Origin of the sequence: Streptosporangium sp. NPDC020145, from assembly GCF_040631275.1 — a bacterium.
Classification (GTDB): Bacteria; Actinomycetota; Actinomycetes; order Streptosporangiales; family Streptosporangiaceae; genus Streptosporangium.
The window spans coordinates 41,475-67,461 of the sequence record NZ_JBEXZT010000011.1; the positions used below are offsets into that span (position 1 = coordinate 41,475).

The window sequence follows — 25,987 nt, forward strand, 5'->3', positions numbered from 1 at the left end:
ACGACCGCCCCCGTGCCCACCCACCACCGCAGGCTGCCACTACGGTCGGCCACCGTGGGCCACAGTGGGGCCCATCGCGGGGCCGCTACGAGAGTCATCGTGAGCCACGGTGGGACCGCTGTGGAGCCGCTGCGGCCATCACCTACGACCGCCACTGTGGCGCGCTCTGGACCTGTACACCCAGCCGCTCCTCGACACAGCGCTGCTGCAGGCCGGGCGGCAGGTCCATGCAGTCACCGACCGTGCTGTAGAACCACGTCAGGAACACCACAGCGATGATCAGCGCCAACACGCTCAGCACGATGCCCCCGACGGCGCGCCCCCGGTTGGAGTCCTTCACGAAGGCGACGATGCCGATGACCAGTCCGGCGATGGCCGTCAGCACGCCGAGGCCGCACACCACGAGCAGGAAGATGCTCGCGATGCCCAGCACGAGCGACGCCGTGCCGAGCCCGCCGCCCCGCGGCTTCTGGTAAGGGCTCTGGTAACCCCCCTGGTACGGCGGCGCCCCCGGATAGCCCGGTCCCCCCGGCGTGAGCGGCGGCTGGTAGGGCTGCTCCTGCCCGTACGCCCCTTCCCGACCGGCCCCCGGATGCTGCCCGTACGGCCCCTCCTGCCCGGCCCCCGGATGCTGGCCATACGGCCCTTCCTGTCCGTACGGTCTCTCTTGTCCGGCTCCCGGGTACCCCTGTCCGTACGGCCCCGCCTGACCGCTTTCCCGGTGTTCCTCGCCGTACGGTCCCTCCTGGCCTCCCCGGTGGCTGGCGGCCTGCTGGCCGTACGGCGATGCCCCTCCGCTCGCTCCGCCGTACGGAGCGCCCTGGCCCTGGGCGCCCTGACCTCCGTAGGGACTGGCGCCGGGAATGCCTCCGTACCGGCCGGGCTCGGGATGCTGGAACACCTCGGTGGCGTCCGAGCCCCTGTCCGGGCCCCTGTCCGGGCCTCTCTCTGGGCCCCTGTCTGAGCCGGGGTCGGTCTGGAGGGGTTCCGGGACCTCGGGAGCGGTCGGCAGGTCGGGATGACGCGGTGTCACCGGTTCGTCCGGCGTGGAGATCGGCTCCCCCGGCGGCCTCTCCCATCGCCCCGGCGCCCCGGGTTCCGGCGCCCCCGGCACTCCAGGACCGGGCACTCCCGGCGTTCCCGGGCTCGGCACTCCAGGACCGGGTCCCGGCGTTCCCGGGCTGGGCACTCCAGGACCGGGCAGCCCCGGTTCCGGGGCTCCCGGCTCCCGGGGCACCGGCCCGCGCGGTTCTGGAGACCACGGCTCCGGCTCCTCGGGAATCGGCCGCCTGGGCTCGGGAGAACGCGGCTCCGGTTCCTCCTCTCCCGGGGCCGTCGGGTGCTCCCGGCCCGACGCCTCCTCGGGCTCCCCGTCTGGCCACCGGTCCCGCTGTTCCCGCCGCGGATCAGGCTGGTTCGGGTCCTCAGGTGTTGTCACGTCCACTCTCCCGACGTGTAGGGATGCCGGATACCCCACACTCCCCCGGCTCTTTGCCGTGAAACAGGCCGACACGGCAAAACACTGACGATTGTTCGGCAACGGTGCGGCAGACGGCGGAGAAGGCCCCCGGGTTCGAGCAACGAGGAAGCCGACCTAGACTGAAGCATGTGCTGAAGGGCGACGGCCAGCTGAGCCATGACCTTGACCCCCGTGACCGGCCTCCGAAAGACGCGTGCGGCGTCTTCGGCGTCTGGGCACCCGGGGAGGAAGTCTCCAAACTCACCTACTACGGGCTGTACGCGCTGCAGCACCGCGGGCAGGAGTCCGCGGGCATCGCGGTCAGTGAGGGAAGCCGCATCCTCGTCTACAAGGACATGGGCCTTGTCGCCCAGGTCTTCGACGAGTCGATCCTCGGCACCCTCCGCGGCCACCTGGCGATCGGGCACTGCCGCTACTCGACCACCGGGTCGAGCGTCTGGGAGAACGCCCAGCCGACGCTGAGCTCGACCGAGGAGGGCGGCCTCGCGCTCGCCCACAACGGAAACCTGATCAACACCCCCGAGCTCTCCCAGCGGCTCGCCCCCGGCTCGACCAGGGCGACGACCGACACCGAGGTGCTCGCCTCACTGCTCGCCCAGGACCGCAGCCAGCCCATCGAGGACGCCGCCGCGGAACTGTTCCCGCAGGTCAAGGGGGCGTACTCGCTCGTCTTCATGGACGAGCGCACCCTCTACGCCGCCCGTGACCCGCAGGGCATCCGCCCGCTGGTGCTCGGCCGTCTCGAACGCGGCTGGGTCGTCGCCTCGGAGACCGCCGCGCTGGACATCGTGGGCGCGACCTTCGTCCGCGAGATCGAGCCGGGCGAGCTGATCACCATCGACGAGCGGGGTGTGCGCTCGCGCAAGTTCGCGCTCCCCGAGCCCAAGGGCTGCCTGTTCGAGTACGTCTACCTGGCCCGTCCCGACACCACGATCGCCGGGCGCAGCGTGCAGAGCACCCGCGTCGAGGTCGGCCGGGTGCTGGCCCGTGAGCACCCCGTCGAGGCCGACCTGGTCATCCCGACGCCCGAGTCCGGCACCCCCGCCGCCGTCGGCTACGCCGAGGCGAGCGGCATCCCGTACGGCCAGGGCCTGGTCAAGAACTCCTACGTCGGCCGTACGTTCATCCAGCCGTCCCAGACGATCCGCCAGCTCGGCATCCGGCTGAAGCTCAACCCGCTGAAGGAGGTCGTCGCGGGCAAGCGTCTGGTCGTGGTCGACGACTCCATCGTGCGCGGCAACACCCAGCGGGCGATCGTCAAGATGCTGCGCGAGGCGGGGGCCAGGGAGGTCCACGTCCGCATCTCCTCCCCGCCGGTCGCCTGGCCGTGCTTCTACGGCATCGACTTCGCGACGCGGGCCGAGCTGATCGCCGGTTCGCTCAGCGTCGAGGAGATCCGTGCCTCCCTGGGCGCCGACTCCCTCGGTTACATCTCGATCGAGGGGCTGACCGAGGCGACCACGATCCCCGCTGAACGGCTCTGCCGGGCCTGTTTCGACGGCGTCTATCCCATCGCCATCGACCAGGACAACGTCGGCAAGTACGTCCTGGAAGCCAAGCTGTGATCCTGTCTGTGATCCCGCAGAACACCTCGGAGACCGCATGACCAGTTACGCCGCCGCCGGTGTGGACATCGACGCGGGCGAACGCGCCGTCGAGCTGATGAAGGCGAAGGTCGCGCGGGCGCGACGGCCCGAGGTGGTCGACGACGCCAGCGGCTTCGCCGGTCTGTTCGACGCCTCGGCGCTGCTCGGTTACCGGCGTCCGCTGCTGACCACCTCGACCGACGGGGTCGGCACCAAGGTCATGCTGGCCCAGCGCCTCGGCAAGCACGACACGATCGGCATCGACCTGGTCGGCATGGTCGTGGACGACCTGGTGGTCTGCGGTGCGGAGCCGCTCTTCATGACCGACTACATCGCCTGCGGCAAGGTCGTCCCCGAGCGGATCGCCGAGATCGTCGGCGGTGTCGCGGAGGGTTGCCGCCTGGCGGGCTGTGCCCTCGTCGGCGGTGAGACGGCCGAGCACCCGGGCGCCATGGGCGCCGACGAGTACGACCTGGCGGGCGCGGCGACCGGTGTGGTCGAGGGCGACGAACTGCTCGGCCGTGACCGGGTCCGCGAGGGTGACGTGGTGCTGGCGCTGGCCTCCTCCGGCGTGCACTCCAACGGCTACTCGCTGGTACGGCACGTCATCGCGCAGGCCGGTCTTTCGCTCGACGACCAGTTCGCCGAGCTCGGCCGCACGCTCGGTGAGGAACTGCTGGAGCCGACCAGGATCTACGCCCTGGACTGCCTTGAGCTGACCCGTGCGACGGAGGTCCACGCCTACGCGCACATCACCGGCGGCGGCCTTGAGGGCAACCTGTCCCGTTCCCTGCCGCCGACGCTCGACGCCCTGCTCGACCGCTCCTCCTGGACCCCGCCCGCGGTCTTCGGGCTGCTCGCCGGGCACGGGAAGATCGCGCAGGCCGACATGGACCGCACCTTCAACCTCGGGGTCGGCATGGCCGCGATCGTCGCGCCGGAGGCCGTCGATCCGGCCCTGGCGCTGCTCAAGGCGCGCGGCCTGCCCGCCTGGGTGCTCGGCGAGGTCGTCCCCGGCACGGGTGTCGCGCGTTACCGCTAGCCGTGTACGGCGAGCCCCGGGTGGATGGCCACCCGGGGCGTCTCGGCGTCCGGAACGCCTCCGTGAAAACGCCGAACAGCGCTCCGGGAGCCGGAGCGCTGTCGGGAAAAGACGCAGGGAGAGAACACCCGGTGGTCTTTCGGCCTCCGGGTGTCTCTCACTCGTATTCGAAGTGAAGCCGCCTAACGCCGGCCGGACGTCCCGTCTTCACGGTCGTCTCCGGAGCCGTAGTCATCGGCGTAATCGGCGTACCGCTCAGCCAGTTCGTCATAGGAGTCGTTGGCGTCGTCATTGTGGTTGGAGTCGTCTCTGACTCCGAGCTCGTCGCGAAGACGCTCAAGATCAGTGCCACCGCTGTTGTACTTCAGCTGGCGAGCAACCTTGACCTGCTTGGCCTTTGCTCGGCCGCGCCCCATTGGCTCGACCCCCTCGTGTGGGGTCGTGCCCGACCCCTCGTCGCTAACGCACCACGCACTGACGCCACCTGACTTGAGGCGTCAGCTCTCGTTCGACTACAACCGTACCCGTTTTACGCCCGGCTCGGTACGCCGTATGGGCGTGATGGGCTAGCGGCCCAGCCAAATGCCCCTAATTCGCCCGACTTCCGACATTCTGCGCTCCGCTAGCCTATCGGCTGCGACCGCCGGAGGGACGCCATCCTCGTCCGCCGTCACGAAGATCTTGAGAGTCGTGTCGAAGATCTGGGTGGCCTTTGCCTTCGCGCGGCCCATGTCGAACCCGTGGATCTCGTCGGCCACCTGGATGACGCCGCCGGAGTTGACCACGTAGTCGGGCGCGTAGAGGATGCCGCGGTCGGCGAGCTCCTTCTCCACCCCCGGGTGCGCGAGCTGGTTGTTCGCCCCGCCGCACACGATCTTGGCTCGCAGCCTGGCCACCGTCTCGTCGTCGAGTGCCCCGCCCAGGGCGCACGGCGCGTAGACGTCGATGTCCGCACCGGTCAGCGCGACCTGGTCGGCGACCACCTCGACCTGCGGGTGCCTGGCGCGGACCCGCTCGACGGCCCGCTCGCTGACGTCGCAGACCACGACCTCGGCTCCGGCCTCGACGAGGTGGTCGACCAGGCGGTGGCCGACCTTGCCGACGCCCTCGACACCGACCCTCCTGCCGCGCAGTTCCGACGTGCCGTGGACGTGCTCGACGGCGGCCCGCATGCCCTGGAACACGCCGTAGGCGGTCAGGATCGAGGAGTCGCCCGCCCCGCCGTTGGCCAGTGTGCGGCCGGTCACGTAGGAGCTCTCGCGGGCCACGAGGTCCATGTCCTCGCTGTAGGTGCCGACGTCGCAGGCCGTGAAGTAACGGCCGCCGAGGGACTGCACGAACCTGCCGTAGGCGCGCAGCATGGCCTCGTTCTTGTCGACGGCGGGATCTCCGATGATGACGGCCTTGCCGCCGCCGAGGTCGAGACCGGCCAGGGCGTTCTTGTAGGCCATCGCCCGGGAGAGGTTGAGCACGTCGGTCAGGGCCGCCTGCTCGCTGTCGTAGGGGTAGAACCTGGTGCCGCCCAGGGCGGGGCCGAGGGCGGTGTTGTGGATGGCGATGATGGCTCGCAGGCCGCTGCGCTCGTCGGAGCAGAACACGACCTGCTCGTGCCTGGCCTGGCTGTTCGCTGGGCTGGTGTCCTTGTGGGACAGCCCGAAGACGTCGGTCACGGTGGTGGCTCCCGGTCGTCCGTCCGCCGCTCCGTTGCGGCGGAGATCACCCTCAGCGTAGCCAGAACCATGTAACGAGCCGCGATCGCGCCCCCTGGGTCTCACCAGCCGAGACACCATGGACGACGGAACTCCTCACGACGGCGGCACCGGACAACGGCCCGCCCTTCGTGACACGATGCGGACGTGCTGCCCTATGCCGCGTACCTCCGTGTCTACGAACCGCTGACCGCGTTCGCCCCGCCGGAACGCTCATCCTGGGCCGCCTACGCCGAGGCCACCGACCGGCCTCGCCGCGCGGGCGCGCTCCACGCCGAGCACGGCGAGGCCGTACGGCGTCTCCTGGGGGTGCCCCCGTCCCCCGCTCCCGCCCAGGAGAGCCCCAACGCCTACCTCAGGCGTGTCGAGGACGTCCTCTACGTCTGCCCGTGGCAGAGCCGGCTGAGATCGTGGCTGGCCTTCTCCCGCTTCCGTGGTTCGACCCCCGTGAGGCTGATGGAGCGGTTCGTACCGATCTCCGTCGCCGAGCAGACGGCCGACGACTTCGACAAGTTCAAGCGCCGTGGCGGGGCCGCCGCGTTGCGCACCCATATCCGTACCTCGACCTGGCACGTTCCCACGTCGTGGTTCGTCCCCTTCGACGGCAACGAGCGCTGGCTCGTGCTCGAAGGAGAGGGAGACCCCGAGGGCACGACCACCACGAGGAACCTCATCTACGTGACGTCCATGGCCCACGCCAGACGGCGCTGCGCCCGCGCCCTGCAGATCATCCGCAGGCAGGTCGGCGAGGTCGCGGTCGCCGCCGAGGTCGAGGAGATCGCCCGCTGGCTTGAGGAGTTCCACCCGCACTCGCTCGTGGAACTCGACTACGGCGGCATCGTCCACCTGATGGGCGACGACAAGCTCCAGGCCGACCAGTCGGTCGCGGAGATCGCCGCCGCGCTGACAGGTCTGGAGAACGGCGAGGAAGAGTTGGCCTACGCCATGTACCAGCGCGTGATCCTCCGCTGGAGATCAATACAACTTCTCGAATCAGCAAACTGAGTCGCAAATCATCCCTCTGACCTGCATAAGTAGGTTCGTCGATGACCGGTGACACGTCTACGAACTGAGTAGTTTGCCGTTTTCACTGCGATACCACGAAACGTGTCGCTAGAATCACCGAGCGTGACAACAACAGGTGCACAAGAGAGATGAGCCACTCAAAGGCTCGCCAATCGCTCTACGTGGCTGTATGGTCACATCGGGTGATGCCGCATATGGCCCGAACAGCCGCACGCAAGGGGCCATAGGGGGACAACATCCGTGACAAGCGTCAAGTCGCAGGATCGCTGTCGCCGGTCCACATGGAGGAGAGGCCGCACAAATGTCAGCTCGTACACCCGAGGCAGAGCCGCTGCTCACCCCGGCGGAGGTCGCAACCATGTTCCGGGTCGATCCCAAGACCGTCACCCGGTGGGCGAAGGCCGGGAAGCTAACGTCCATTCGCACACTCGGCGGACACCGCCGCTACCGGGAAACCGAGGTTCGCGCGCTGCTGGCGGGGATTCCGCAACAGCGCTCGGAGTAAGACGGGGGCCGTCACGGACCTAGGGGGGATCCAGCGCGCGCTCACGTCGGATTCGTGAGCGCGTGAGGCCAAACGGGTTATGTGGGATGCGGCGTCGCCCGCCCGGCGCCGCCCCACATCGTCCCGTACGGCCACGCGGCCCCGAAGCCTGGTCCCACCCCTGCCCCGGCCCCCACACTCCGTCCGCACGCTCCGTAACCCACGGCCCGCCCGGTGATCTCCCGAGCCGGTCACGGTGCGTGTTCGGAGACCAGGTTCTCCAGCAACGGCACGACCCTCGGGTCGTGACCGGCCGCCACGCCGAGCGTGGCCACCATGTGGTCGACCAGTATGCGCTCGACCACCCGCCGGTCGACGTCGCGGTACTCCAGCCAGTCGAGGGCCGCCGTCTCGACCGAGGCGATCCACGAACGCAGCGTGACCCGCAGGACGGGTCCGGGTTCCTCGACCCGCAACAGCCTCATCACCAGGCCCAGCAGGCGGTGCCGTACCCCGTCGACGATCTCGCCGACCTCGCCACTGCGGTTGGCGGGGCCGCCTCTGACCAGCGCCGCGAAGCCTGCGGCGCGTTCCTCGACGAAGTCGAAGTAGCGTTCCAGCCCCACGGCGAGCCGCTCGACCGGGCCGCCGTTCTCGCTCGGCTGCAGCCGCGCCTCAAGTTGGTCCGCCGCGCTGCGCAGCGCGGCCACGTAGAGCTCCTGTTTGCCGCCGAAGTAGTGGTAGACCAGCGCCCGCGACGTGCCCGCGGCCGAGGCGACGTCGTCGATGGAGACGTCCTCCGCGTCGCGCGCGCCGAACAGCTCAAGGGCCGCCGCCACGAGTTCCTCACGCCGCCGGTCGACGCTGAGCCTGCGCCGTGCGGGACGCGCGCCCCGCCCCGCGGGTCTGTCCCGTTCCCGTTCCTCGGCCCCGGATATCGAACCCACGTCCCGCACACTAGCCGAGCCGATCAAGGGGTGGCGGGGAGAAACAAGAGTCGTTTTTCGGGCTTTCGCCGTGGTGAGCCGCCATCTGGGTGACCGGAGTGGGGGGAAAGATCCAGGAAACAGCCTTCAGGCCGTACCCGATTCGTAACTCGATCGTTTTGAGTGACAGGTGCCCATCCACCACTTCCCGGGGGAGAGCCATGTCAGGACCACCGGTCAACACCACCGTCACCCGAGCGCGCGAGTTCGCCGACCCCGTCCTACAGGACGGCGCGGGGCCGCGTCCACGGCCCACGATCCGCAATGTGGCCGAGCGCGCCGGTGTCTCCAAATCACTGGTCTCGCTCGTGCTGCGCGGATCGCCGCACGTCAGCGAGCACCGGAGGCAGGCGGTGCTCCAGGCGGCCAGAGAGCTCGGATACCGGCCGAACGCGGTCGCCCGCAGCCTCGTCGAGGGCCGCACCCACCTGGTCGGGGCGCTCGTCGCCGACCTGCACAACCCCTTCTACGCCGAGTTCCTCGACGGCCTGCAGGAGAGCCTGCACGGCGACGGCCTGCGGCTGCTCATCGGCAACAGCCAGTGGGACCCGGCCTTCGAGGACGAGGCGGTCGAGGCGTTCCTCGAACTGCGCGTCGACGGCCTCGTCCTGCTCGGCATCGCGCCGACCAGCGAGACGCTCGTCGAGGCCACCGGCTACACGCCGACGGTCGTGGTCGGCGAGCGTGACATCGAGCTGGGCGGTGTGGACATCGTCGTGGACGACGACCAGCTCGGGGCGCGGCTGGCCATCGACCACCTCGTGGAACTCGGCCACCGCAGGATCGCCCACATCGAGGGCACCCGGTTCTCCTCGGGCCGCTTCCGGTGCGAGGGCTACCTGGTCGCGATGCGCAGGCACGCGCTGGCGCCGTACATCATGGTCGAGCAGGGCGAGTGCACCGAGGAGGGCGGGGCGGAGGCGGCGCGCAGGCTGCTGACCCGCGACCCCCGTCCCACCGCGATCTTCGCCGCGAACGACACGGTGGCGATCGGGGTACTCGCCGCCGCCGCCGAGCTCGGTCTGCGGGTGCCCGAGGACCTGTCGGTCGTGGGATACGACAATGTCCACCTCGCCGGGACCCAGCCGATCTCGCTGACGACCGTCGACCAGCCCCGCAGGGCGATGGGGCGCTCCGCGGCGGCGCTGCTGAGCGACCGGATCGGCGACCCGGGCAAGGTCGCGCGGCTGCGCGAGATCACTCCCAAGCTCGTCGTACGGCGCAGCACGGGCCCCGCGCTGCCGTAGGGAGCCTGCCTGGAGCGTTACAGGTCCAGGCGGGCCCCAAGTCCCCGTCAAAAGCAGGTCAACCCTCGATGTCGCGAAGACACGCGGGTGTTGACTGCGATGTGACGAGGGGGTAGCAATGCGTGATCCTGAGCTGATTTCGTGTGCCCAACGGGCGGCCGCCGAGCTTGAGCGGGCATGGGCGCACTGGCGGGCCACCAGAGGGCGCGGCGAGGACACGGGCGCCGAGTCCGTCGCGAGCTACGTGGCCCATTCGATCGACCATCCATGGGGCCGTCCGCGTGTGGTTCTCGGACTGGACGCGGACGACGCCAGAGAACTCGCCGCGCTGCTGCAGAGGCAGGAGACGGGAGAGCGGGTCTGGTGACCGCCGGGGTCTCGGCGAGGTAACGGTCCCGGGCCACGTAGGTTGGGTGGTTGACGGTTCCTTCGAGGAGGATGAGCGTGACCAGCAAAGCACTCGTGGCCACTCTTGCTCTGTGCGGCCTTGGCGTCGCCGCCTGTGGCGGCACCACGGGCGGCACCGGCGCGGCCCCGGCGCAGAACGGCGGCCCCGCCTCCGGTACGGCCTCACCCGCCTCCGCGCTGTCGGAGCGGACGGCGACCCCGGCTCCTGAGACCCCGGCGACGGGCGGGAGCGTTCCCGCGGACCCGCTGAAGGGCAAGGTCGTGGTCATCGACCCCGGCCACAACGGGCAGAACTACCGGCACCCTGCGGAGATCAACAAGCAGGTCGACGTTCTGACCCAGAAGAAGGCCTGCGACACCACCGGCACCGAGACCAACAACGGTTACACCGAGGCGGCCTTCACCTGGGACGTCTCCCAGCGGCTGGCCAAGATCCTCAAGAGCAGGGGCGCGACGGTCAAGCTCACCCGGCAGAACAACTCGGGCTTCGGGCCGTGCATCACCGAGCGGGCCGCGGTCGGCAACAAGGCCCACGCCGACGCGGCGATCTCCATCCACGCCGACGGGGCGTCCGCGGGCGACCACGGCTTCCACATCATCATGCCGAAGAAGATCAACGGACCGGTCGACCCGGTGGTCGGGGCGTCCAGGAAGCTCGGCATCGACGTACGGAACGCCTACAAGGCGGGCACCGGGACGCCCTACTCCACCTACATCGGTAGCAAGGCCCTCGACTTCCGCAACGACCTGGGCGGCCTGAACCTCTCCACGGTGCCGAAGATCTTCATCGAGTGCGGCAACATGCGCAACGCGGGGGACGCGGCGAATCTCCAGAGCCCGGCGTTCCGCCAGAAGGCCGCCCTCGCCCTTGCCAACGGGCTGCAGAACTATCTCAAGTAATGCGCGATCATGTTCGATTTGACATGATCTGAAGCATGAATGCGCCGTTGCCACGTCCTGTCGCCTTCGAAACCTCCACCGACTCGTTCGAGCTCTCCCCGGGGGCTCCCGTCGCGGGCCCCGCCGACCTGGCCGGGGCCGTACGGCTGGCACTGTCCGTGCTCGACCTGAGGCCCGCGGGGGCGGGAGAGGCCGGGGCGGTCACGGTCGAGCACGACGCCGCGCTCGGCCACGAGGCCTACACGCTTGAGGTGACAGGCCGGGGGGTGCGGATCGCGGCCGGCGACCGCCAGGGGGCGTTCTACGCGGGCCAGACGCTGCGGCAACTGCTGCCCGACGCGGCCTTCCGCGCGGCTCCCGTTGAGGCCGGGGGTGCGGGCTGGACCGTTCCCGGTGTCACCGTGCGGGACGCGCCGCGCCTGGCGTGGCGCGGGGCGCACCTGGACCTCGCGCGGCACTTCCTGCCCAAGCGGGAGGTGCTCAGGATGATCGACCTCATGGCGGTCCACAAGCTGAACCGGCTCCACCTGCACCTGGTCGACGACCAGGGGTGGCGGGTCGAGAGCCGGGCCTACCCCCGGCTGCACGAGGTCGGCTCGCACCGGCCGCGTACGATCGTCGGGCACCACGAGGACGCCCCGGTCTACGACGAGGTGCCGCACGGCGGGTACTACACGCTGGACGACCTCGCGGAGATCTCCGGGTACGCCCGCGCGCGGGCCGTGACGGTCGTGCCCGAGATCGACGTACCGGGGCACGCCTGCGCGATCCTGGCGGCCTACCCCGAGCTCGACGCGCGGGCGACCGGCGGCAGGACCCCCGAGCCGTTCACCGTGCTGGACCGCTGGGGCATCTCGACCGCCATCCTGTCCCCGCTGCCGTCGACCGTCGACTTCCTGACCGTCGTCATCGACGAGATCCTGGGGGCACTCGGCGAGACGCCGTACGTGCACATCGGCGGGGACGAGTGCGTGCTCGACGACTGGGCCGCCTCCCCCGAGATCGTCGCCTTCCAGGCGGAGCTCGGCCTGGAGAACGTGGGCGACCTGCACGCGTGGTTCCTGCGCAGGCTCGCGGACGTGCTGGCCGAGCGGGGCAGCAGGGCCGTGGTGTGGGACGAGGCCTTCGTCAGCGGCATGCTGCGGCCCGACACGATCGTGATGCCCTGGCGTGGCCCCGGCGTGGCGCAGCGGGCCGCGCAGGCCGGGCACGACGTGGTGCAGACCTCGGTCTTCCCGCTGTACTTCGACTACGCGGAGGCGGCCTCCGAGGAGGAGCCGCTGGCCATCGGCGAGACCATCACCGTCGGCGACGTCGTGGCCTACGAGCCCGTGCCGTCGTCGTGGACGGACGCGCAGCGGGAGCACGTGATCGGGGCGCAGTTCCAGCTGTGGAGCGAGCGGCTGCCCGACGCCAGGGCGCTTGACTACCGGGCGTGGCCCAGGGGTTGCGCGCTGGCCGAGGTCGCCTGGTCGGGCACGCCAGGGGCCGACTTCGACGCGCGGCTCGAACGGCACCTGCGCAGGCTGGACGCGCTCGGCGTCGAGTATCGCCCGCTGTCCGGGCCGCGCCCGTGGCAGCTCGGCGGCGCCGGTCCGCGCCGCCACCGCCCCGGCTTCGTCAACGCCGAGGACGTCATGAAGCGCCTTGAGGGCATGACCCACGACGCCGACTCGACCCGGCCGAGCATGTGACGGTACGGCCCCGCACCGGGGACCACGGTCTGGTCCCCGGTGTGAGGGTCACGGCCCTCGCGGGAGATCGTCTCCCGTGGCGGCCGGGGTCACGGGCTCCCCGGGGTGGTCGTGGACGTCGCGGCGGGAGGGCCGGACGGCCGGGGGCGTGGGGTGCGGGGCGCGCCGGGGTCGGCGGGTGGCGCCGGGGGGCGTGCCGTACGAGAAACGGGCGGGCGGTCAGCCCGCCACCTTGTAGCCGGCCTCCTCGATGGCGGCGCGGATGGCGGCGTCGTCGAGGGTCTCACCGGAGACGTCGACCCGGCCGCTGGCCAGGTCGACCTCGACGCCGGTCACGCCGGGGACCTCACCGACCTCCTCCTTGACCGAACTCACGCAGTGGCCGCAGGTCATGCCGGTGACGGTGTATGTGCTCAGGCTCATCACGCCTCCAGGTGTCGAGGTTTACCCTCCCAGGGTATTACCTCAGCCCGCGGTGCGGCCGATGATCTGGCGCACATCCGTGACACCGTGCCTCCGCAGGCGCCGGGACAGGTCGCGGTTGATCCGCCAGGCCCACAGCGGCCCCTCGTAGATCATGCCGGTGTAGCCCTGCACCAGGGTCGCCCCGGCCAGCAGGCGCTCCCAGACGTCGTCGACGCCCTCGACGCCGCCGACGGAGACCAGCACGAGGCGGTCGCCGACCCGTGCCCTGAGCCTGCGCAGCACCTCAAGCGAACGGGCCCGCAGCGGACGTCCGGAGAGGCCGCCCGTCTCGGTGCTGCTCACGCCCTGGCGGCTGATCGTGGTGTTGGTGGCGATGACGCCGTCGAGCCCGAGTTCGAGGGCCAGGTCGGCGACGGCGTCCACGTCCTCGTCGGCCAGGTCCGGTGCGATCTTGACGAGCAGCGGGGTGCGCCTCGGCGTGCCGTCGGCGACCTCCTTGACCGCCCGCAGCAGGGGGCGCAGCAGTTCGACGGCCTGCAGGTCACGCAGGCCCGGGGTGTTGGGCGAACTGACGTTGACCACCAGGTAGTCGGCCAGGGGGGCGAGTTCCTTGGCGCTGGACACGTAGTCGTCCGCGGCCTGGGACTCGGGCACGACCTTGGTCTTGCCGATGTTGACGCCGACCACGACGGGGACCCCGCGGGTCCTGCCGAGGGCCTTGGCCGCGGCGGCGGCACCGGCGTTGTTGAAGCCCATCCTGTTGATGATCGCCCGCTCCCTGACCAGGCGGAACAGCCTGGGCCTGGCGTTGCCCGGCTGGGCGTGCGCGGTGATCGTACCGACCTCGACGTGGCCGAAGCCGAGCGCGGACATGGCCTCGACGCACCTGGCGTCCTTGTCGAACCCCGCCGCCAGCCCGAAGGGGCTGGGGAAGTGCACGCCGAAGGCCTGCACCCGCAGGGCGGGGTCGCGTGGGGCGAGCCTGCGGTGGACGAGCCGCTTGACCACGGGGGCCGCCGACAGCAGGCGCAACCCGCCGACCGTCAGGTGGTGGATGTCCTCCGGGTCGATGCGGCTGAGGACCTGCGTGAACACGATTCGATACATCACCGATCAGGGTAGTCCCCCGGCGGGACGCGGCCCGCCCCGGCCATGCCGTACGGGGTCGGAGTCGTCCTCAGGCGAGGATGCTCCCGCGTCGCGGGCTCCGCGGGCACCGTATATTGCCGTCAACAGATCGTTAAGCGTTCGGCAAACTGGGGGCGGCAGGGTGTGGACATGAGCATCCTGTCACGTTCGACCATCATCCGCAGGCGCCGCGCCCTGGTGCACATCGTGCTCAGGGACATGGCGGAGACCGGTGACACCACGGTCCCTCCGTGGTGGGAGGCGGACATCGAGCAAGAGTTCGGTGGCCTGAGCGGGTTCCTGGCCGAGCTGAGCCGCCAGTGGTGGACGGCCTACGCCGCGCACCTGGACGCGCTGATCGAACTCGGCTGGGACGAGCCCGCCCAGGCGTGGGCCGACGTGGCCGAGCAGATGCCGCAGTTACGCGCGGTGCTCGACTCCTACCTCGACGAGTCGGCCCTGGCCGAGGCCGAGCGGCGGCACTGTGACGTGCTGCGCTGGACCACCCGGCGGGAGAGCAGGAACGCCGCTTGAAGAGCGTTCCGGGAGTCCCTGTCTGAGGATCTCTGATCGGGACGGCCGGGCCCCGCAGCGCCGGTGGCACGCCGTTCCCGCCCCGTGCGGGTCGAATCCCTGGCATATCCGTCCCCTTTCGGGTAGCGATGGATGATGGCCAGGACACTCGGAGAGCGCAGCCGTCAGGATTCCGACCGCCGCCTGGGGATGCGGCTGACGTTCGCGGTCGGGGCCGTGGCACTGTTCTCGGTGCCGTTCGTCCTGTTGCTCGTGCTCGTGCTGATCTCCTTCGAGCCGCTGAACGACCTCGACGAGGCGATCGCCACCGGATTGCACGCCTATGTGCTGGCCGACCCCGGCTACGCGCGTCTTCTCGGGGCGTGGACCGACATCCTGGGCCCCAACACCTGGCGCGTGCTCGTGGTCGCCGCCGCGGCCTGGGCGTGGTACCGGGGAGCGCGCCGCCCGGCGGTCTGGGCGGTCGTCACGATCGCGGCCAGCGGTGTGCTGAACGTGTTGATCAAGGAGATCGTCAACCGGGCCAGGCCCGTCCTGCCGGACCCGGTCTCCTGGGCGCCGGGGTGGTCGTTCCCCTCCGGGCACGCGATGGCGGCGGCCACGGGGGCGAGCGTGCTCGTGCTGATGCTGCTGCCCCGGCTGAGGGGACCGGCGTCCAGGGCCGCCGCCTGGACCCTCGCGGCGGTGTCGGCGGTCTTCGTGGCGTACACGCGGGTCGCCCTCGGCGTCCACTGGTTCAGCGACGTGGTCGCGGGGCTCGCGCTGGGGGTCGTGGTGACCGCGGGGACGACGGCGGGGTTCGAACGGTGGCGGCGGGAGGAGGGGCGCAGGCCCGCGGAGCCGTACGTCGAGGGGGTCGAGCCGGAGGCGTTCTCCCGGGGTGACCGCGAGTAACCGTCACGGTGGTGCCGGTCCCGGGTTCGAATGTCGTGATCTTCTTCTGATGGCTCTCACCTGAGGAAACGTCGCCACAGATTCTGACAAAGATCAGCAATGGGTGCCGTCAATCTAGTGATATGCCACCGTTTACTGAATTTTCCGCTCAAAGCCGGGGGGCGACATGGATGATGAAGGCAAAAAGGTTTGTTGCCAGAGTCACACCGCTCGATCCCCCACACTGGTCCTTCGAAAGCCCACAATGGCCATCGCAGGGTTCGTGACACATGGACAAGATCAAGAAAAATCACCCAATATCACGATCTGTGCGCATTGGGCTACTTTAAGCTACGAAGTAGGATAGAAATCCTTAATGGAAGATTAAGTATTTTCCAGCAAGGAACCAGCAGCCGGCCGGACATCTAGGGTTCGACGGCTAACCCTCGGAAAGGAAGCCGTCCCATGGATCGTCAGCCGATTGTCTGCAATACCTGCACGGGTGTTCTTCTCACCACGGACTCCCGTGACTACACCCCGCAGCGGGGACGCCTGATCGTCACCAACGGTTACTGCTCCTGCCCGGCCGCGCAGAAGGCCGCCCCCGTGGTCACCTCGGCCACCCTGCCCGCCGCCCCCGCTCCCGAGCCTGTCGCGCAGCGCCCGGTGCCCGAGACGGCGATGGCGAGCGCCTGAGCCGCGTGCCCTAACGCCTCGTACGGCCTGGCGGCCGTGACGTGCCGGCCCCGGTAGTGCTTCGGTAGTGCCCCCACGGTGCCCCGCGGTGTTTCAGCAGTGCCCTGGAACACCCCGGTAGCGCTTCGGTGGTGCTCCCGGCCGTACACACGGCCAGACCGCCCGTCCCGGCCAGAACACGGGGACGGCGGTGGTCCGGTTCCTCGTGGGAGAGACCCTGACCGGCGTCACACGTGGGCGTTCCTCACTTCACGGACGGTGTCGGGAGCGCCTCTCCTGGGTACTCAGAGGCGGGATCGCCTCGACGCGAAGCGTCGGAAGTAGGCATGATCTAGGCTCATCAGCGAGAAACCATTGAAGGCCGGGCGGCCGGGACGGGGTGCACGTGGTCGCGGAGGACGTGGAACAGCCGGCCAGGGGCAGCGACAAGAAGAAGGGCTCTCTCTGGCGGGAGTTGCCCATCATGATCGTGGTCGCCCTTCTGCTGGCCCTGCTGATCAAGACCTTCATCGTCCAGGCGTTCTACATCCCGTCCGGATCGATGGAGAACACGCTCCAGATCAACGACCGGGTCCTGGTCAACAAGCTCGTCTACCGGGTGCGTGACATCGAGCGCGGTGACGTGGTGGTCTTCTCCGGCGGCGTCGACTCCTGGCCGGACGAGGTCGAGTTCGAGGAGCCCTCGAACCCGGTCACCGGCGCCCTCAACTGGGTCGGCTCCCTCTTCGGCCTGGTCCCCACGGAGAAGGACTTCATCAAGCGGGTCATCGGCGTCCCCGGTGACAAGGTGAAGTGCTGTGACGGCCAGGACCGCGTCACGGTCAACGGTGTCCCCCTCGACGAGAAGGCCTACCTGTTCCCGGGCAACAAGCCCTCGGTGACGCCGTTCGAGATCACCGTCCCGCCCGGGCGGCTGTGGGTGATGGGTGACCACCGGATGGTCTCGTCCGACTCGCGCGCCCACCAGGGTGCCCCCGGTGGCGGCGCCATCCCGATCGACCATGTGATCGGCCGCGCCTTCGTGATCGTCTGGCCGTTCTCGCACGCCGACGTCATCTCCATCCCCGACACCTTCTCCCAGTCCGCGCTGAAGGCGACGGCCGCCCTCGGTTCCGGGGCTCCGCTGCTGCTCGGCGCCGCGGTCGCGGTGCCCCTCGTCCGCCTGCGCACCCGCAGACGGCTGCGCCGCCGCCGCTGACTCCCCGGTAGGCCCCTCCGGTAACCCCCGATTCCCCCGCCAGGCCGTGGGGGAGGTTTTACGGCGTGGTGTTCCCCCTGGTCAGCGAAGTACGACAAGGATGGAAACAGGGGACATGGGGGAGGCAGCGCGATGCAGTACAACGCCGACCAGCGGCCTGTGGTCGCCGGATACGACGGTTCCGAGGCGAGTGAACGGGCGCTCAGGTGGGCCGCCGAGGAGGCCCGGCTGCGTTTCGCCCCGTTGGTCGTCTGCCACGCCTGGCAGTGGTCCCAGGGAACTCCGGTGCCGTTGGCCAGCATGGAGACGGTGCAACGCCTCGGCAGTCAGGTGCTCGACAAGGGCGTCGACCTGGCGCGGCGGCTGGCTCCCCGGATCGAGGTCAGGACCTCACTCGACCTGGGGTCGCCGTCCGTCGTCCTGATGAGCGAGTCCGGCGCCGCCGACCTGCTGGTGGTCGGCAGGCGTGGCTCAGGCGGCTTCGCGGAGCTGCGGATCGGCTCGACGGCCGTACAGCTCGCCGCGCACGCCTACTGCCCGGTCGCCGTCGTCGGGGAACGGCCCGGCCCTCCGACGAACCTGGTGGTCGTCGGTGTCGACGCGACCGCCCCTGAGCGGCTGGAACTGCGGCTGGCGTTCGAACAGGCGTGGCTGCGCAAGGCGTCGCTGCGGGCGATCTGCCTGATCCCCGAGGAGGCGCGGGACACCCGGGAGTACATGGTCGGCTTCCGGCGGGCCGTCTCGATCCTTGAGGAGAGATACGGCCAGGTGAACGTGGAGACGACCGTCGTGGACGACGCCCATGTCACGGCCCTCCAGCGGGCGGCCCAGGACGCGGACCTGGTGGTCGTCGGGGACCGTGGCTGGGACGACCCGGCCGAACTGCCGCTCGGCGTGCTCTGCCAGGCGTTGCTGCGCGGGGCGCCCTGCCCGGTCGTCGTGGCCCCCTCCCACCGGCCGCTCAGCGCCTCGCGGTAGCGCCGGGCCCGCCCGGCGTCTCCCCGGCGTTCCGAGCACGGCCCGGTGGCCGGGTTCACAGGGGGTCGGTCGCCGGGTTGCGCCACGTACGGCCGCCGAACCTGCCGCGTTCCGCCCTGATGATGTGGATGACCGCGTTGATGAGGGCCAGGTGGGTGAAGGCCTGGGGGAAGTTCCCCAGGTGACGTCCGCTGAGCGGGTCGATCTCCTCGGCGTAGAGGCCGAGCGGGCTGGCGAAGGAGAGCACCTTCTCGCAGAGCCTGCGCGCCCTGCGGTGCTCCCCGATCTCGGTCAGGGCCGAGACCAGCCAGAACGAGCAGATCGTGAAGGTCCCCTCCTCACCGGTGAGGCCGTCGTCGGTCTCCTTGGGCAGGTAACGCAGCACCAGGTCGTCCACGGTCAGCTCGTCGGCGATGGCGAGCACCGTGTCGCGGACCCTGGGGTCGTCCGGCGGCAGGAAGCCGACCAGCGGGATGAGCAGGAGTGAGGCGTCCAGGGTGTCGGAGTCGTAGTGCTGCCTGAAGACCCCCCGCTCGCTGACGCCGTTGGCACACACGTCGGCGTGGATCTCGTCGGCGATCCGCCTCCAGCGGGCGACCAGGGCCGTGTCCTGGCGGAGCCTGGCCAGCCGTACCCCCCTGTCCACGGCGACCCAGCACATGACCTTCGAGCTGGTGAAGTGCCGTGGCTCGCCGCGTACCTCCCAGATGCCCCGGTCGGGCTCGCGCCAGTATCTGATCGCGGACTCGACCTGCCGCCGCAGCACCGGCCAGATCCGCTCGTCGAGGCGGTCCCTGGAGCGGGTGTGGATGTAGAAGGAGTCGAGGACGGCTCCCCAGACGTCGTTCTGCCGGTGGTCGTAGGCGGCGTTGCCGACCCGGACGGGCCGGGAGCCCTCGTAGCCCTCAAGGTCGTCCAGGACGTGCTCGGTGAGGACGCGTTCTCCGTCGACGCCGTACATGACCTGCAGTTCCTCGTCGCGTTCGGCGACGTCGGCGATGAACCAGAAGAAGTCGTCGGCCTCCCAGTCGAAGCCCAGCGTGTACAGGCCCCACAGGGCGAAGGTCGAGTCCCTGATCCAGCTGTAGCGGTAGTCCCAGTTGCGGTCGCCACCGGGTGTCTCCGGCAGGGAGGTGGTCGCCGCCGCGACCAGGGCGCCGCTCGGGGCGAAGGTCAGGCCCTTGAGGGTGAGGGCGCTGCGTTCGAGGAAGCTCCGCCACGGGTGGTCGGGGAAGTCTCCCCTGGCCAGCCAGTGCTGCCAGTGGTGCGCGGTCCACACGAGCCTGCCGTACGCCTCGTCGAAGGTGTAGGGCGGCTCGTGGGCGGTCCAGGTCAGCGCGCAGAAGCGGGTGTCGCCCTCCTTCAGGAGGGTGCGCGCCGTGGCCCGCGTCGCCTCGAAGCCCAGCCGCATGTCGGTGGTGAGCCTCAGTTCGAGGGACTCCCCCTCGGCCCTGGCGACGCCCTGGTGGTAGCCCCGGTCGGTGTAGGACCAGCGGCCGGGGGTGCGGCCGTAGCCGAACATGGGTTCGCAGTCCAGGGTGACCTGCGCCTCCCCGCTGACGCAGCGCACCGTGCGCAGCAGGACGTGGCTGGCGTCGTAGTCGGTCGGCGCCCTGCGGTGGGTGTGGGACAGCTCGTCGTCGTGGTGCCACGGGCCGACGACCAGCAGGTCGCGCACGACGATCCAGCCGGTCGGGGTGCCCCAGCTCGTCTCCAGGACCATGGTTCCCGGCAGGTAGCGGCGTGCCGCGGGGACCCTGATGTCGGCGGGGCCAAGGCGGAAGCCCCCGGCGTCCCGGTCCAGGATGGCGGCGAACACGCTGGGCGAGTCGATCCGTGGCAGGCACAGCCATTCGACGTTCCCGCTCGGCGCGACCAGGGCGGTCGTCTCGCAGTCGGACAGGAACGCGTAGTCCGCGATCGGAGGGAACGGAGAGCAGTCGCGGAGCACACCTGTCAGGGGGTTCACCGTCATCGGATCCCGCCTTCCCGACCTGCCGCGAGCCGGTCGTCTCCTTCCACTCTAGGCACGAAACCGCAGGTGAGAAAGGTCGCCCCTCAGTCGTCGCGGGGTCCCGGCAGGGAGATCCTGAGCCTGCGCAGCGCGGCGGCGAACTCCTCGGCGGGGTCTCCGAGATAGCTCCACGGGGCGCCGCGCCCGACCCGGTTGCCGACCTGCCTGAGGTGTCTGGCCGCGAGGTCGTGCGTGCTCGCCTCACGGACGAAGACGGCCCCGAACAGATGGTGGGCCTCGAAGTCGCGGGGGTGCGCGGTGGCGTAGGCCGTCCAGCGGCGTTCGGCGTCCTTCAGTTCTCCGACGACCCGCTCGGAGAAATACCGCATGCTGAACTTCATGTAGGCCATCATCTTGTTCTCGACCACGAGACGGCGTTCCTCGGCGCGTAGATACTCCAGGTGCGCCAGCGCCAGCATCGCGGTGAGCGGATTTCCCCGGGGCGCGAACGCCGCCGCTTCCCGGGCGTGGGAGAACATCTCCTCGTGGGAACCGCCCCACTTCTCGGAAAGCGCCTGAATCCGGGCCCAGTGGGCGGAGAAGAGCGTGGCGGAACGGGAGACGGTCTCCTCCCAGATCTCGTCCTCCTCGGCCCGGTCGAACTGCATGCCCAGGGCGAACCAGATCATGGACTCCCACGGCACGGGGTCGTACGGACGCAGTCTCGCCGCCTCCATGAGCGGTTCGTGGGCGCCGGACAGGGTGGCGAAGAACATCTTGAACCGGTCCTCACCCGCCTCCCCGGAAAAGCCTCCGCCCCGGATGACCCACGCCTCGTCGATGACCGTACGGCCGAGCCAGAGCAGGATGTCGGCCCGGTCACGGGACCCGGCGAGCAGTTCGGCGATGCCCTGGCTCCTGCCGACCGCGGCGCGGCTGAGCGCGTCGAGCCGCAGGGAACGTAACTCCGGGTCACCGTGGGTCTCCCCGAGGAGGACGAGTCCCGCGTTCAGATAGCCTTCCTCGACCGCCTCGACGGCGGCGTCAAGGGCGATGTCGTTCCAGAGACGCCCGACGACGAAGGCGTCTCCGGCGGATCGTCCGTCTTTCCGGCGCCGGAAGATTCTCATAGAAGGCCCTTTTTAGCACTTCACGATTGCCAACGTGATCGAAAAACACAAAAGTCGTGATCAACGGTCCATATGACATACCAGAAATATGACTTTATGGAGAGATTCGTTGGAGAATCCGGGCCGGGTAATCGAGGGATCCGGCGTACCACCCGGGGAAAACGGTCTGAGGGAAAAGTGACGGCGCGGAAAGCGAAAGCACATGCCTTCGGGACCTGGCGCGTTCACCACGGGTGATTCGGGATGACCGCCCCGTGCACGGCCGTGGATGATCGGATACGGTGCGGCCACGTGACACGGAACCGGAACGTCGAGGGACTCCTGTTCGACCTCGACGGCACGCTGCTCGACCACGACACGGCCGCGACCACGGCCTTCACCACGGCTCTCACAGGGGTCGCGGGGGCGGACGTCGACCACGAGGCGGCGCGGCGGCGCTGGTCGGAGCTCGAACACCACGCCATGGACCGTTACCTCGCCGGTGAGCTCACCTTCACCGGACAGCGCCGCCTGCGCGTGACCACTCTCTTCGCCGAGCTCGGCCTGGGGTCCTGGGACGACACCGAGGCGGACACCTGGTTCGCGGGCTACCTGCGGCACTACGAGGCCGCCTGGCGTGCCTTCCCCGACGTCGCGCCCTGCCTTGCCGTACTGGCCGGGGAGGCCGTCCGGCCGCGGCTCGGGGTCCTGACCAACGGGGACGCCGCCCAGCAGCGTGACAAGCTCCGCAGGATCGGGCTGGGTACGGCGCTGCCCGTGCTGGTCGCGTCGAGCGAGGTCGGCGTCGCCAAGCCACGGGCGGAGATCTTCCACGCGGCCTGCGCGGTGCTCGGGCTGCCGCCCGGGCGGGTGGCCTACGTCGGTGACAGGCACGACGTGGACGCCGCCGCGGCGAACGCCGCCGGGCTGTACGGCGTCTGGCTGAACCGGGCGGACGCCCCGGTGCCCGCCGGGCTGCCCGCCGTACGGTCCCTGGAGGAGCTGCCCGCCCTGCTCGGGTTCGGTCAGCCGTACGGCGGCGCGGCCGGGTGACGGGTCAGGGGCCGGCTCGGCGGAGCCGTTCCTCGCGGCGATCTCCAGCGCCTCAGGCGGGCGCCTCGAAGGAGAAGGTGTCCGCCAGCCCCCGCCTGCCCGTCTCGGTGAGGTGGACGACCCGGGGCGAGACGCCGTACCGCAGCCAGTCGAGGGTGAAGAAGCGGCCGGTGAGCGCCGCCCCCAGCCCTCCCGCGAGGTGGTGGCGCCGCTCGCTCCAGTCGACGCAGTAGCGCACGACCGGGCGCCGCCTGGTGCTCAGGCGGGCGACGTCGACGCCGAAACGGCCGAAGACCTCCCCGCCCTTCCCGGTCAGGTGGTACTCCAGGGCCCGGCCGTAGGCGGCGGGCAGGTCGGGCCCCCGGCCGTCCTCCTCGGCCTTCGGCGTCCCGGTGAGCAGCCCCTGGCTGACGAAGGTCTCCATGAGCCCGACACCGAGCGACCCGGCGAGGTGGTCGTAGCAGGTGCGCGACCTGCGCAGGGCGTTCTCCCTGCTGCTGACCCGCAGCGAGGCGACGGGGGCCGGGACGGCCGGGGCGATGACCGCCAGCGCCTCAAGCGCCGTGGAGACCTCGGCGCTCGCCAGGCGGTAGTAGTGATGCCGCCCGCGCTGCTCACCGACGACCAGACCGGCTTCGGTGAGCCGCCGCAGGTGCACGCTCGCGGTGGCCGGGGTGACCCCGGCCTCCTCAGCCAGGACGCTCGCGGCCAGCGGACGGCCGCCGGAGAGCGCCTTGAGCATGTGGGCGCGGGAGGCGCTGGCGATCAGGCGCGCCGCGCGGGCGATGTCCGGGTCACGTCGTGGGTGCTCCACGGCGCGAACGTACATCAACGGTTAGACGGATGACTAAGTGACCCGGGACGACCATGCGGTCATGCGTACAACCGACCGCCGGGCCCCTGTCGAGCGGCTGGTCTGGCCCCCGCTCATCGCGCTGAGCCTCGGCTACTTCCTGGTCATGCTCGACGTCACCGTCGTCACCGTCGCGGTCCCCACCATCAGGGAGTCCGTGCACGCCGACGCCTCGGCCACGGCCTGGGTCGTGGACGGCTACAGCACGGTCTTCGCGGGCCTGCTGCTCCTCGGCGGCGGCCTCGGTGACCGGCTCGGGCACCGCGGGGTCTTCCTGACCGGCCTCGGCGTCTTCACCGTCGCCTCCCTCGGCTGCGGGTTCGCCACAACCTCCGTGACGCTGATCGCGTCGAGGATGCTCCAGGGCGTCGGCGGGGCGCTGCTGGTGCCGACGTCGCTGGCGCTGCTGGCCGCCGCCTACCCCGGGCGGGCGACCCGGGCCAGAGCCCTGGGGGTGTGGGCCGGCGTCGCCGGGGTCGCCTTCGCCGCCGGCCCCCTGGTCGGCGGTCTCCTCGTGGCCGGGCTGAACTGGCAGGCCGCGTTCTGGATCAACGTGCCGGTCGCGCTGCTCGCCGTGTGGCTCACCCTGAGGCACGTCCCGGCCCCGGCCGCCCGCGCCTCGGGTCGCGGACTCGACCCCGTCGGGCAGGTCCTGGGCGTCGTCGGCCTGACGGCGCTCGCGGGCATGCTCAACGAGGCCGGTACCCAGGGCTGGACGTCACCGACCGTACTCGCGGCCTGCGGGGTGGGGATCGTGGCGCTCGTCCTGTTCGTCCTGGTCGAACGGCGTCTTGAGGCCACCCCCGGCTCCGCCCCCCTGCTGCCGCCCTCGCTCTTCCGCTCCCCCGGTTTCTCCCCGGCCGCGGCGGTCGGGGTGCTGCTCAACCTCGGCTACTACGGGATGCTCTACCTGTCCACGCTGTACTTCCAGAACGAGCGCGGCTACGGCGCCCTCGGCACCGGGATCGCGCTGCTGCCGACCGTGTGCATGGCGGTGTTCGCCGCCCCGCTCTCCGGCCGCCTCACCGCGCGCCACGGCCCCCACGCCCCGATGGCCGGGGCGCTGCTGCTCGGCGCGTTCGGCTTCCTCGGCTGGCTGGTCGCCGGTCCCGACACCCCCTACTGGCAGTTGCTCTTCGCCCTGGTCGCCACGGGTCTGGCCACCCCGACCACCGTCCCGGCCGCGACCGCCGCGATCGTGCAGGCCGCGCCGGACGCCAACGCGGGTGTCGCCTCGGCGGTGTTCAACGTCGCCAGGCAGATCGGCAACTCCGTCGGCGTCGCCCTGTTCAGCACCCTCACCGCGACGTCCGCGCCGCTGGTCCCCGGCCTCCACACCGCCGCCCTGATCGCCTCAGGCGCCTTCTTCGCCGGGGCGTTCCTGGCCCTGGTGTCCTGGCGCGCCAACCGCGTCCCGGTCCCCCTGTGAACCGCGGCGCCGTACGGCGAGCACCACCACCGGCACGGCCAGGAGCGCGAGCGCTCCCCCCGCCCACATGACGCCGGAGACCGCGACGGTGTCGACGACCCGGCCGCCGAGCAACGCGCCCAGGGAGATGGCCGCGTTGAAGACGGCGACGAACAGCGCCGACCCCGCCTCCGGCGTCTTCGGCGCCGCCGTGAGCACCCACGTCTGCATGCTGACCGAGACCCCTCCGTAGGCCAGCCCCCACGCCGCCAGCGAGACCACGACCGCGGCCCGCGTCTCACCGGCGAGCGGAAGCGCGAACATGCAGACGCCGAGCAGCCCGGCCACGGCCAGGACCGTGCCGTACCGGGCCCGCACGACGACGGCCCCGGCGACGAAGTTCCCCATCACCCCGGCCAGGCCGTACACCAGGAGCAGGGTGCCGACGAGGCCGGGGCCGACGCCGGAGACCTGCTCAAGGACGGGCCTGACGTAGGTGTAGGCCGCGAAGTGGCCGGTCACCATCAGCAGGACGACGACCAGGCCGAGCCGTAGCCGGGCGTTGCGGAGCAGGCCGGGCAGTTCCCGCGCCCTGACCGTCCCGAGGGCGGGCAGCGGCGGCAGCGTCAGGACCAGCGCGACCAGCAGGACCAGCGCGAGCACCCCGAGCGCGGCGAACGCCGGGCGCCAGCCCACGAGCTCACCGGCGAACGTCCCCGAGGGCACCCCGAGCACGGAGGCCAGGGAGACCCCGCTGAAGATCAGCGAGGTGGCCGTCCCCGCCCGCTCCGGCGCCAGCCGTGCCCCCAGCCCCGCCGCGACCGCCCAGAAGCCGCCGATGGACAGCCCCACCAGGACGCGGGCGGCCAGCATGACGGCGAACACCGGGGCCAGCGCCGAGAGCAGGTTGGCCACGGCCAGCAGCGCCGCCAGCGCGACCAGCACCGGCCGCCGGTCGAGCCCGCCGACGGCCACCACGAGCACCGGTGCCACGATCGCCCCGACGAGGCCGGGGACCGTCACCACCAGGCCCGCCGTACCCGCGGAGACGCCGAGTTCCGCGCTCATCGCGGTGAGCAGCCCGACCGGCAGCATCTCGGTCGTGACGACGGAGAAGGTGCCCAGGGCGACGGCGACGACGGCGGTCCAGTTCCCGGTCCTCACCGGGGTTCGCATCGTTGTGAACATGCCGCCAAGCCTGTGCCGCCGCCGGGC

At 70.6% G+C, this 25,987-nt stretch carries 25 protein-coding genes; 15 read left to right on the plus strand and 10 right to left on the minus strand.

All coding sequences use genetic code 11. The features are described 5' to 3' along the window. Positions 1–142 precede the first annotated feature (142 nt). Positions 143–1,033 (minus strand): DUF4190 domain-containing protein, encoded by an 891-nt coding sequence (locus ABZ463_RS21210; protein WP_362778156.1) that lies wholly within the window; start codon positions 1,031–1,033, stop codon positions 143–145. Positions 1,034–1,608: 575 nt separating this feature from the next. Here ABZ463_RS21210 and purF point away from each other — a divergent pair. Together purF and purM are read left to right on the plus strand one after the other, a co-directional pair. Beyond that, on the plus strand, positions 1,609–3,045 hold the full coding sequence (gene purF, locus ABZ463_RS21215) for an amidophosphoribosyltransferase (protein ID WP_352015249.1): 1,437 nt from the start codon (positions 1,609–1,611) through the stop codon (positions 3,043–3,045). 37 nt (positions 3,046–3,082) lie between these two features. After that, positions 3,083–4,108, plus strand: a complete 1,026-nt coding sequence (gene purM / locus ABZ463_RS21220; protein WP_352015250.1) for a phosphoribosylformylglycinamidine cyclo-ligase — start codon at positions 3,083–3,085, stop codon at positions 4,106–4,108. Positions 4,109–4,290: 182 nt separating this feature from the next. On the opposite strand, the gene ABZ463_RS21225 is transcribed toward purM, so the two are convergent. Further along, a complete protein-coding gene (locus ABZ463_RS21225) occupies positions 4,291–4,524 on the minus strand; it encodes a DUF3073 domain-containing protein (RefSeq protein ID WP_352015251.1) in 234 nt (77 codons plus the stop codon). Positions 4,525–4,674: 150 nt separating this feature from the next. Beyond that, entirely contained in the window at positions 4,675–5,778 is a 1,104-nt protein-coding gene (locus ABZ463_RS21230) for a Glu/Leu/Phe/Val dehydrogenase dimerization domain-containing protein (RefSeq protein WP_362778160.1), read from the minus strand. A gap of 186 nt (positions 5,779–5,964) precedes the next feature. Between ABZ463_RS21230 and ABZ463_RS21235 the strand changes: the two genes are divergently transcribed. After that, on the plus strand, positions 5,965–6,822 hold the full coding sequence (locus tag ABZ463_RS21235; protein WP_352015253.1) for a hypothetical protein: 858 nt from the start codon (positions 5,965–5,967) through the stop codon (positions 6,820–6,822). Between the two features lie 322 nt (positions 6,823–7,144). Beyond that, complete coding sequence (bldC, locus tag ABZ463_RS21240) at positions 7,145–7,348, plus strand: developmental transcriptional regulator BldC (protein ID WP_013133571.1); 204 nt, start codon at positions 7,145–7,147, stop codon at positions 7,346–7,348. A 230-nt stretch (positions 7,349–7,578) separates the two neighbouring features. Here the strand turns inward: bldC and ABZ463_RS21245 are convergent, their stop codons facing one another. After that, the gene (locus ABZ463_RS21245; protein WP_362778162.1) at positions 7,579–8,274 is read right to left on the minus strand and encodes a TetR/AcrR family transcriptional regulator; all 696 of its coding nucleotides are present in this window, start codon (positions 8,272–8,274) and stop codon (positions 7,579–7,581) included. A gap of 200 nt (positions 8,275–8,474) precedes the next feature. On the opposite strand from ABZ463_RS21245, the gene ABZ463_RS21250 reads away from it, so the two are divergent. The 4 genes from ABZ463_RS21250 (at position 8,475) to ABZ463_RS21265 (ending at position 12,562) form a co-directional block, all read left to right on the plus strand. Then, complete coding sequence (locus ABZ463_RS21250; RefSeq protein ID WP_352015255.1) at positions 8,475–9,560, plus strand: LacI family DNA-binding transcriptional regulator; 1,086 nt, start codon at positions 8,475–8,477, stop codon at positions 9,558–9,560. A gap of 118 nt (positions 9,561–9,678) precedes the next feature. Beyond that, positions 9,679–9,927 carry a hypothetical protein gene (locus ABZ463_RS21255; protein WP_352015256.1) on the plus strand — a complete coding sequence of 83 codons (249 nt, stop codon included), beginning with the start codon at positions 9,679–9,681 and terminating at the stop codon, positions 9,925–9,927. 77 nt (positions 9,928–10,004) lie between these two features. After that, a complete protein-coding gene (locus ABZ463_RS21260; protein ID WP_362778166.1) occupies positions 10,005–10,868 on the plus strand; it encodes an N-acetylmuramoyl-L-alanine amidase in 864 nt (287 codons plus the stop codon). A gap of 35 nt (positions 10,869–10,903) precedes the next feature. Then, on the plus strand, positions 10,904–12,562 hold the full coding sequence (locus ABZ463_RS21265; RefSeq protein ID WP_362778169.1) for a beta-N-acetylhexosaminidase: 1,659 nt from the start codon (positions 10,904–10,906) through the stop codon (positions 12,560–12,562). A gap of 219 nt (positions 12,563–12,781) precedes the next feature. On the opposite strand, the gene ABZ463_RS21270 is transcribed toward ABZ463_RS21265, so the two are convergent. Both ABZ463_RS21270 and ABZ463_RS21275 read right to left on the minus strand, forming a co-directional pair. Beyond that, complete coding sequence (locus tag ABZ463_RS21270; protein ID WP_352015259.1) at positions 12,782–12,985, minus strand: cation transporter; 204 nt, start codon at positions 12,983–12,985, stop codon at positions 12,782–12,784. 42 nt (positions 12,986–13,027) lie between these two features. After that, complete coding sequence (locus tag ABZ463_RS21275; RefSeq protein WP_352015261.1) at positions 13,028–14,095, minus strand: quinone-dependent dihydroorotate dehydrogenase; 1,068 nt, start codon at positions 14,093–14,095, stop codon at positions 13,028–13,030. Between the two features lie 171 nt (positions 14,096–14,266). Between ABZ463_RS21275 and ABZ463_RS21280 the strand changes: the two genes are divergently transcribed. From ABZ463_RS21280 to ABZ463_RS21300, 5 genes are all read left to right on the plus strand, one after another. Then, positions 14,267–14,650 carry a hypothetical protein gene (locus ABZ463_RS21280; RefSeq protein ID WP_352015262.1) on the plus strand — a complete coding sequence of 128 codons (384 nt, stop codon included), beginning with the start codon at positions 14,267–14,269 and terminating at the stop codon, positions 14,648–14,650. A gap of 135 nt (positions 14,651–14,785) precedes the next feature. Further along, positions 14,786–15,544 carry a phosphatase PAP2 family protein gene (locus ABZ463_RS21285; protein WP_352015263.1) on the plus strand — a complete coding sequence of 253 codons (759 nt, stop codon included), beginning with the start codon at positions 14,786–14,788 and terminating at the stop codon, positions 15,542–15,544. 444 nt (positions 15,545–15,988) lie between these two features. Then, entirely contained in the window at positions 15,989–16,219 is a 231-nt protein-coding gene (locus ABZ463_RS21290) for a hypothetical protein (RefSeq protein ID WP_352015264.1), read from the plus strand. 379 nt (positions 16,220–16,598) lie between these two features. Further along, positions 16,599–17,417, plus strand: coding sequence for a signal peptidase I (lepB, locus tag ABZ463_RS21295; protein WP_362778176.1), 819 nt, complete (start codon positions 16,599–16,601; stop codon positions 17,415–17,417). A gap of 132 nt (positions 17,418–17,549) precedes the next feature. Beyond that, a complete protein-coding gene (locus tag ABZ463_RS21300; RefSeq protein ID WP_362778179.1) occupies positions 17,550–18,395 on the plus strand; it encodes a universal stress protein in 846 nt (281 codons plus the stop codon). A gap of 55 nt (positions 18,396–18,450) precedes the next feature. Here ABZ463_RS21300 and ABZ463_RS21305 read toward each other — a convergent pair whose 3' ends face one another. Continuing rightward, positions 18,451–20,370, minus strand: a complete 1,920-nt coding sequence (locus ABZ463_RS21305) for a glycoside hydrolase family 15 protein (RefSeq protein ID WP_352015267.1) — start codon at positions 20,368–20,370, stop codon at positions 18,451–18,453. A gap of 83 nt (positions 20,371–20,453) precedes the next feature. Next, positions 20,454–21,479, minus strand: coding sequence for a hypothetical protein (locus ABZ463_RS21310; RefSeq protein ID WP_362778183.1), 1,026 nt, complete (start codon positions 21,477–21,479; stop codon positions 20,454–20,456). 291 nt (positions 21,480–21,770) lie between these two features. On the opposite strand from ABZ463_RS21310, the gene ABZ463_RS21315 reads away from it, so the two are divergent. After that, a complete protein-coding gene (locus tag ABZ463_RS21315; RefSeq protein WP_362778186.1) occupies positions 21,771–22,511 on the plus strand; it encodes an HAD family hydrolase in 741 nt (246 codons plus the stop codon). Between the two features lie 52 nt (positions 22,512–22,563). Here ABZ463_RS21315 and ABZ463_RS21320 read toward each other — a convergent pair whose 3' ends face one another. Continuing rightward, a complete protein-coding gene (locus tag ABZ463_RS21320) occupies positions 22,564–23,325 on the minus strand; it encodes a helix-turn-helix domain-containing protein (protein WP_362778189.1) in 762 nt (253 codons plus the stop codon). Positions 23,326–23,386: 61 nt separating this feature from the next. Between ABZ463_RS21320 and ABZ463_RS21325 the strand changes: the two genes are divergently transcribed. Beyond that, the gene (locus ABZ463_RS21325; RefSeq protein ID WP_362778192.1) at positions 23,387–24,793 is read left to right on the plus strand and encodes an MFS transporter; all 1,407 of its coding nucleotides are present in this window, start codon (positions 23,387–23,389) and stop codon (positions 24,791–24,793) included. Here ABZ463_RS21325 and ABZ463_RS21330 read toward each other — a convergent pair. Continuing rightward, positions 24,719–25,948, minus strand: coding sequence for an MFS transporter (locus ABZ463_RS21330; RefSeq protein ID WP_362778195.1), 1,230 nt, complete (start codon positions 25,946–25,948; stop codon positions 24,719–24,721). The genes ABZ463_RS21325 and ABZ463_RS21330 overlap by 75 nt on opposite strands. Positions 25,949–25,987 lie beyond the last annotated feature (39 nt).

Coding starts and splice junctions, on each gene's coding strand:
- ABZ463_RS21250 (WP_352015255.1), top strand. CDS start 8,475: ATGTCAGGACCACCGGTCAACACCACCGTCACCCGAGCGCGCGAGTTC.
- ABZ463_RS21285 (WP_352015263.1), top strand. CDS start 14,786: ATGGCCAGGACACTCGGAGAGCGCAGCCGTCAGGATTCCGACCGCCGC.
- ABZ463_RS21310 (WP_362778183.1), bottom strand. CDS start 21,479: ATGAGAATCTTCCGGCGCCGGAAAGACGGACGATCCGCCGGAGACGCC.
- ABZ463_RS21255 (WP_352015256.1), top strand. CDS start 9,679: ATGCGTGATCCTGAGCTGATTTCGTGTGCCCAACGGGCGGCCGCCGAG.
- ABZ463_RS21305 (WP_352015267.1), bottom strand. CDS start 20,370: ATGACGGTGAACCCCCTGACAGGTGTGCTCCGCGACTGCTCTCCGTTC.
- ABZ463_RS21270 (WP_352015259.1), bottom strand. CDS start 12,985: ATGAGCCTGAGCACATACACCGTCACCGGCATGACCTGCGGCCACTGC.
- ABZ463_RS21330 (WP_362778195.1), bottom strand. CDS start 25,948: ATGCGAACCCCGGTGAGGACCGGGAACTGGACCGCCGTCGTCGCCGTC.
- ABZ463_RS21325 (WP_362778192.1), top strand. CDS start 23,387: ATGCGTACAACCGACCGCCGGGCCCCTGTCGAGCGGCTGGTCTGGCCC.
- ABZ463_RS21225 (WP_352015251.1), bottom strand. CDS start 4,524: ATGGGGCGCGGCCGAGCAAAGGCCAAGCAGGTCAAGGTTGCTCGCCAG.
- ABZ463_RS21300 (WP_362778179.1), top strand. CDS start 17,550: ATGCAGTACAACGCCGACCAGCGGCCTGTGGTCGCCGGATACGACGGT.
- ABZ463_RS21265 (WP_362778169.1), top strand. CDS start 10,904: ATGAATGCGCCGTTGCCACGTCCTGTCGCCTTCGAAACCTCCACCGAC.
- ABZ463_RS21275 (WP_352015261.1), bottom strand. CDS start 14,095: ATGTATCGAATCGTGTTCACGCAGGTCCTCAGCCGCATCGACCCGGAG.
- ABZ463_RS21290 (WP_352015264.1), top strand. CDS start 15,989: ATGGATCGTCAGCCGATTGTCTGCAATACCTGCACGGGTGTTCTTCTC.
- purM (WP_352015250.1), top strand. CDS start 3,083: ATGACCAGTTACGCCGCCGCCGGTGTGGACATCGACGCGGGCGAACGC.
- bldC (WP_013133571.1), top strand. CDS start 7,145: ATGTCAGCTCGTACACCCGAGGCAGAGCCGCTGCTCACCCCGGCGGAG.
- ABZ463_RS21280 (WP_352015262.1), top strand. CDS start 14,267: ATGAGCATCCTGTCACGTTCGACCATCATCCGCAGGCGCCGCGCCCTG.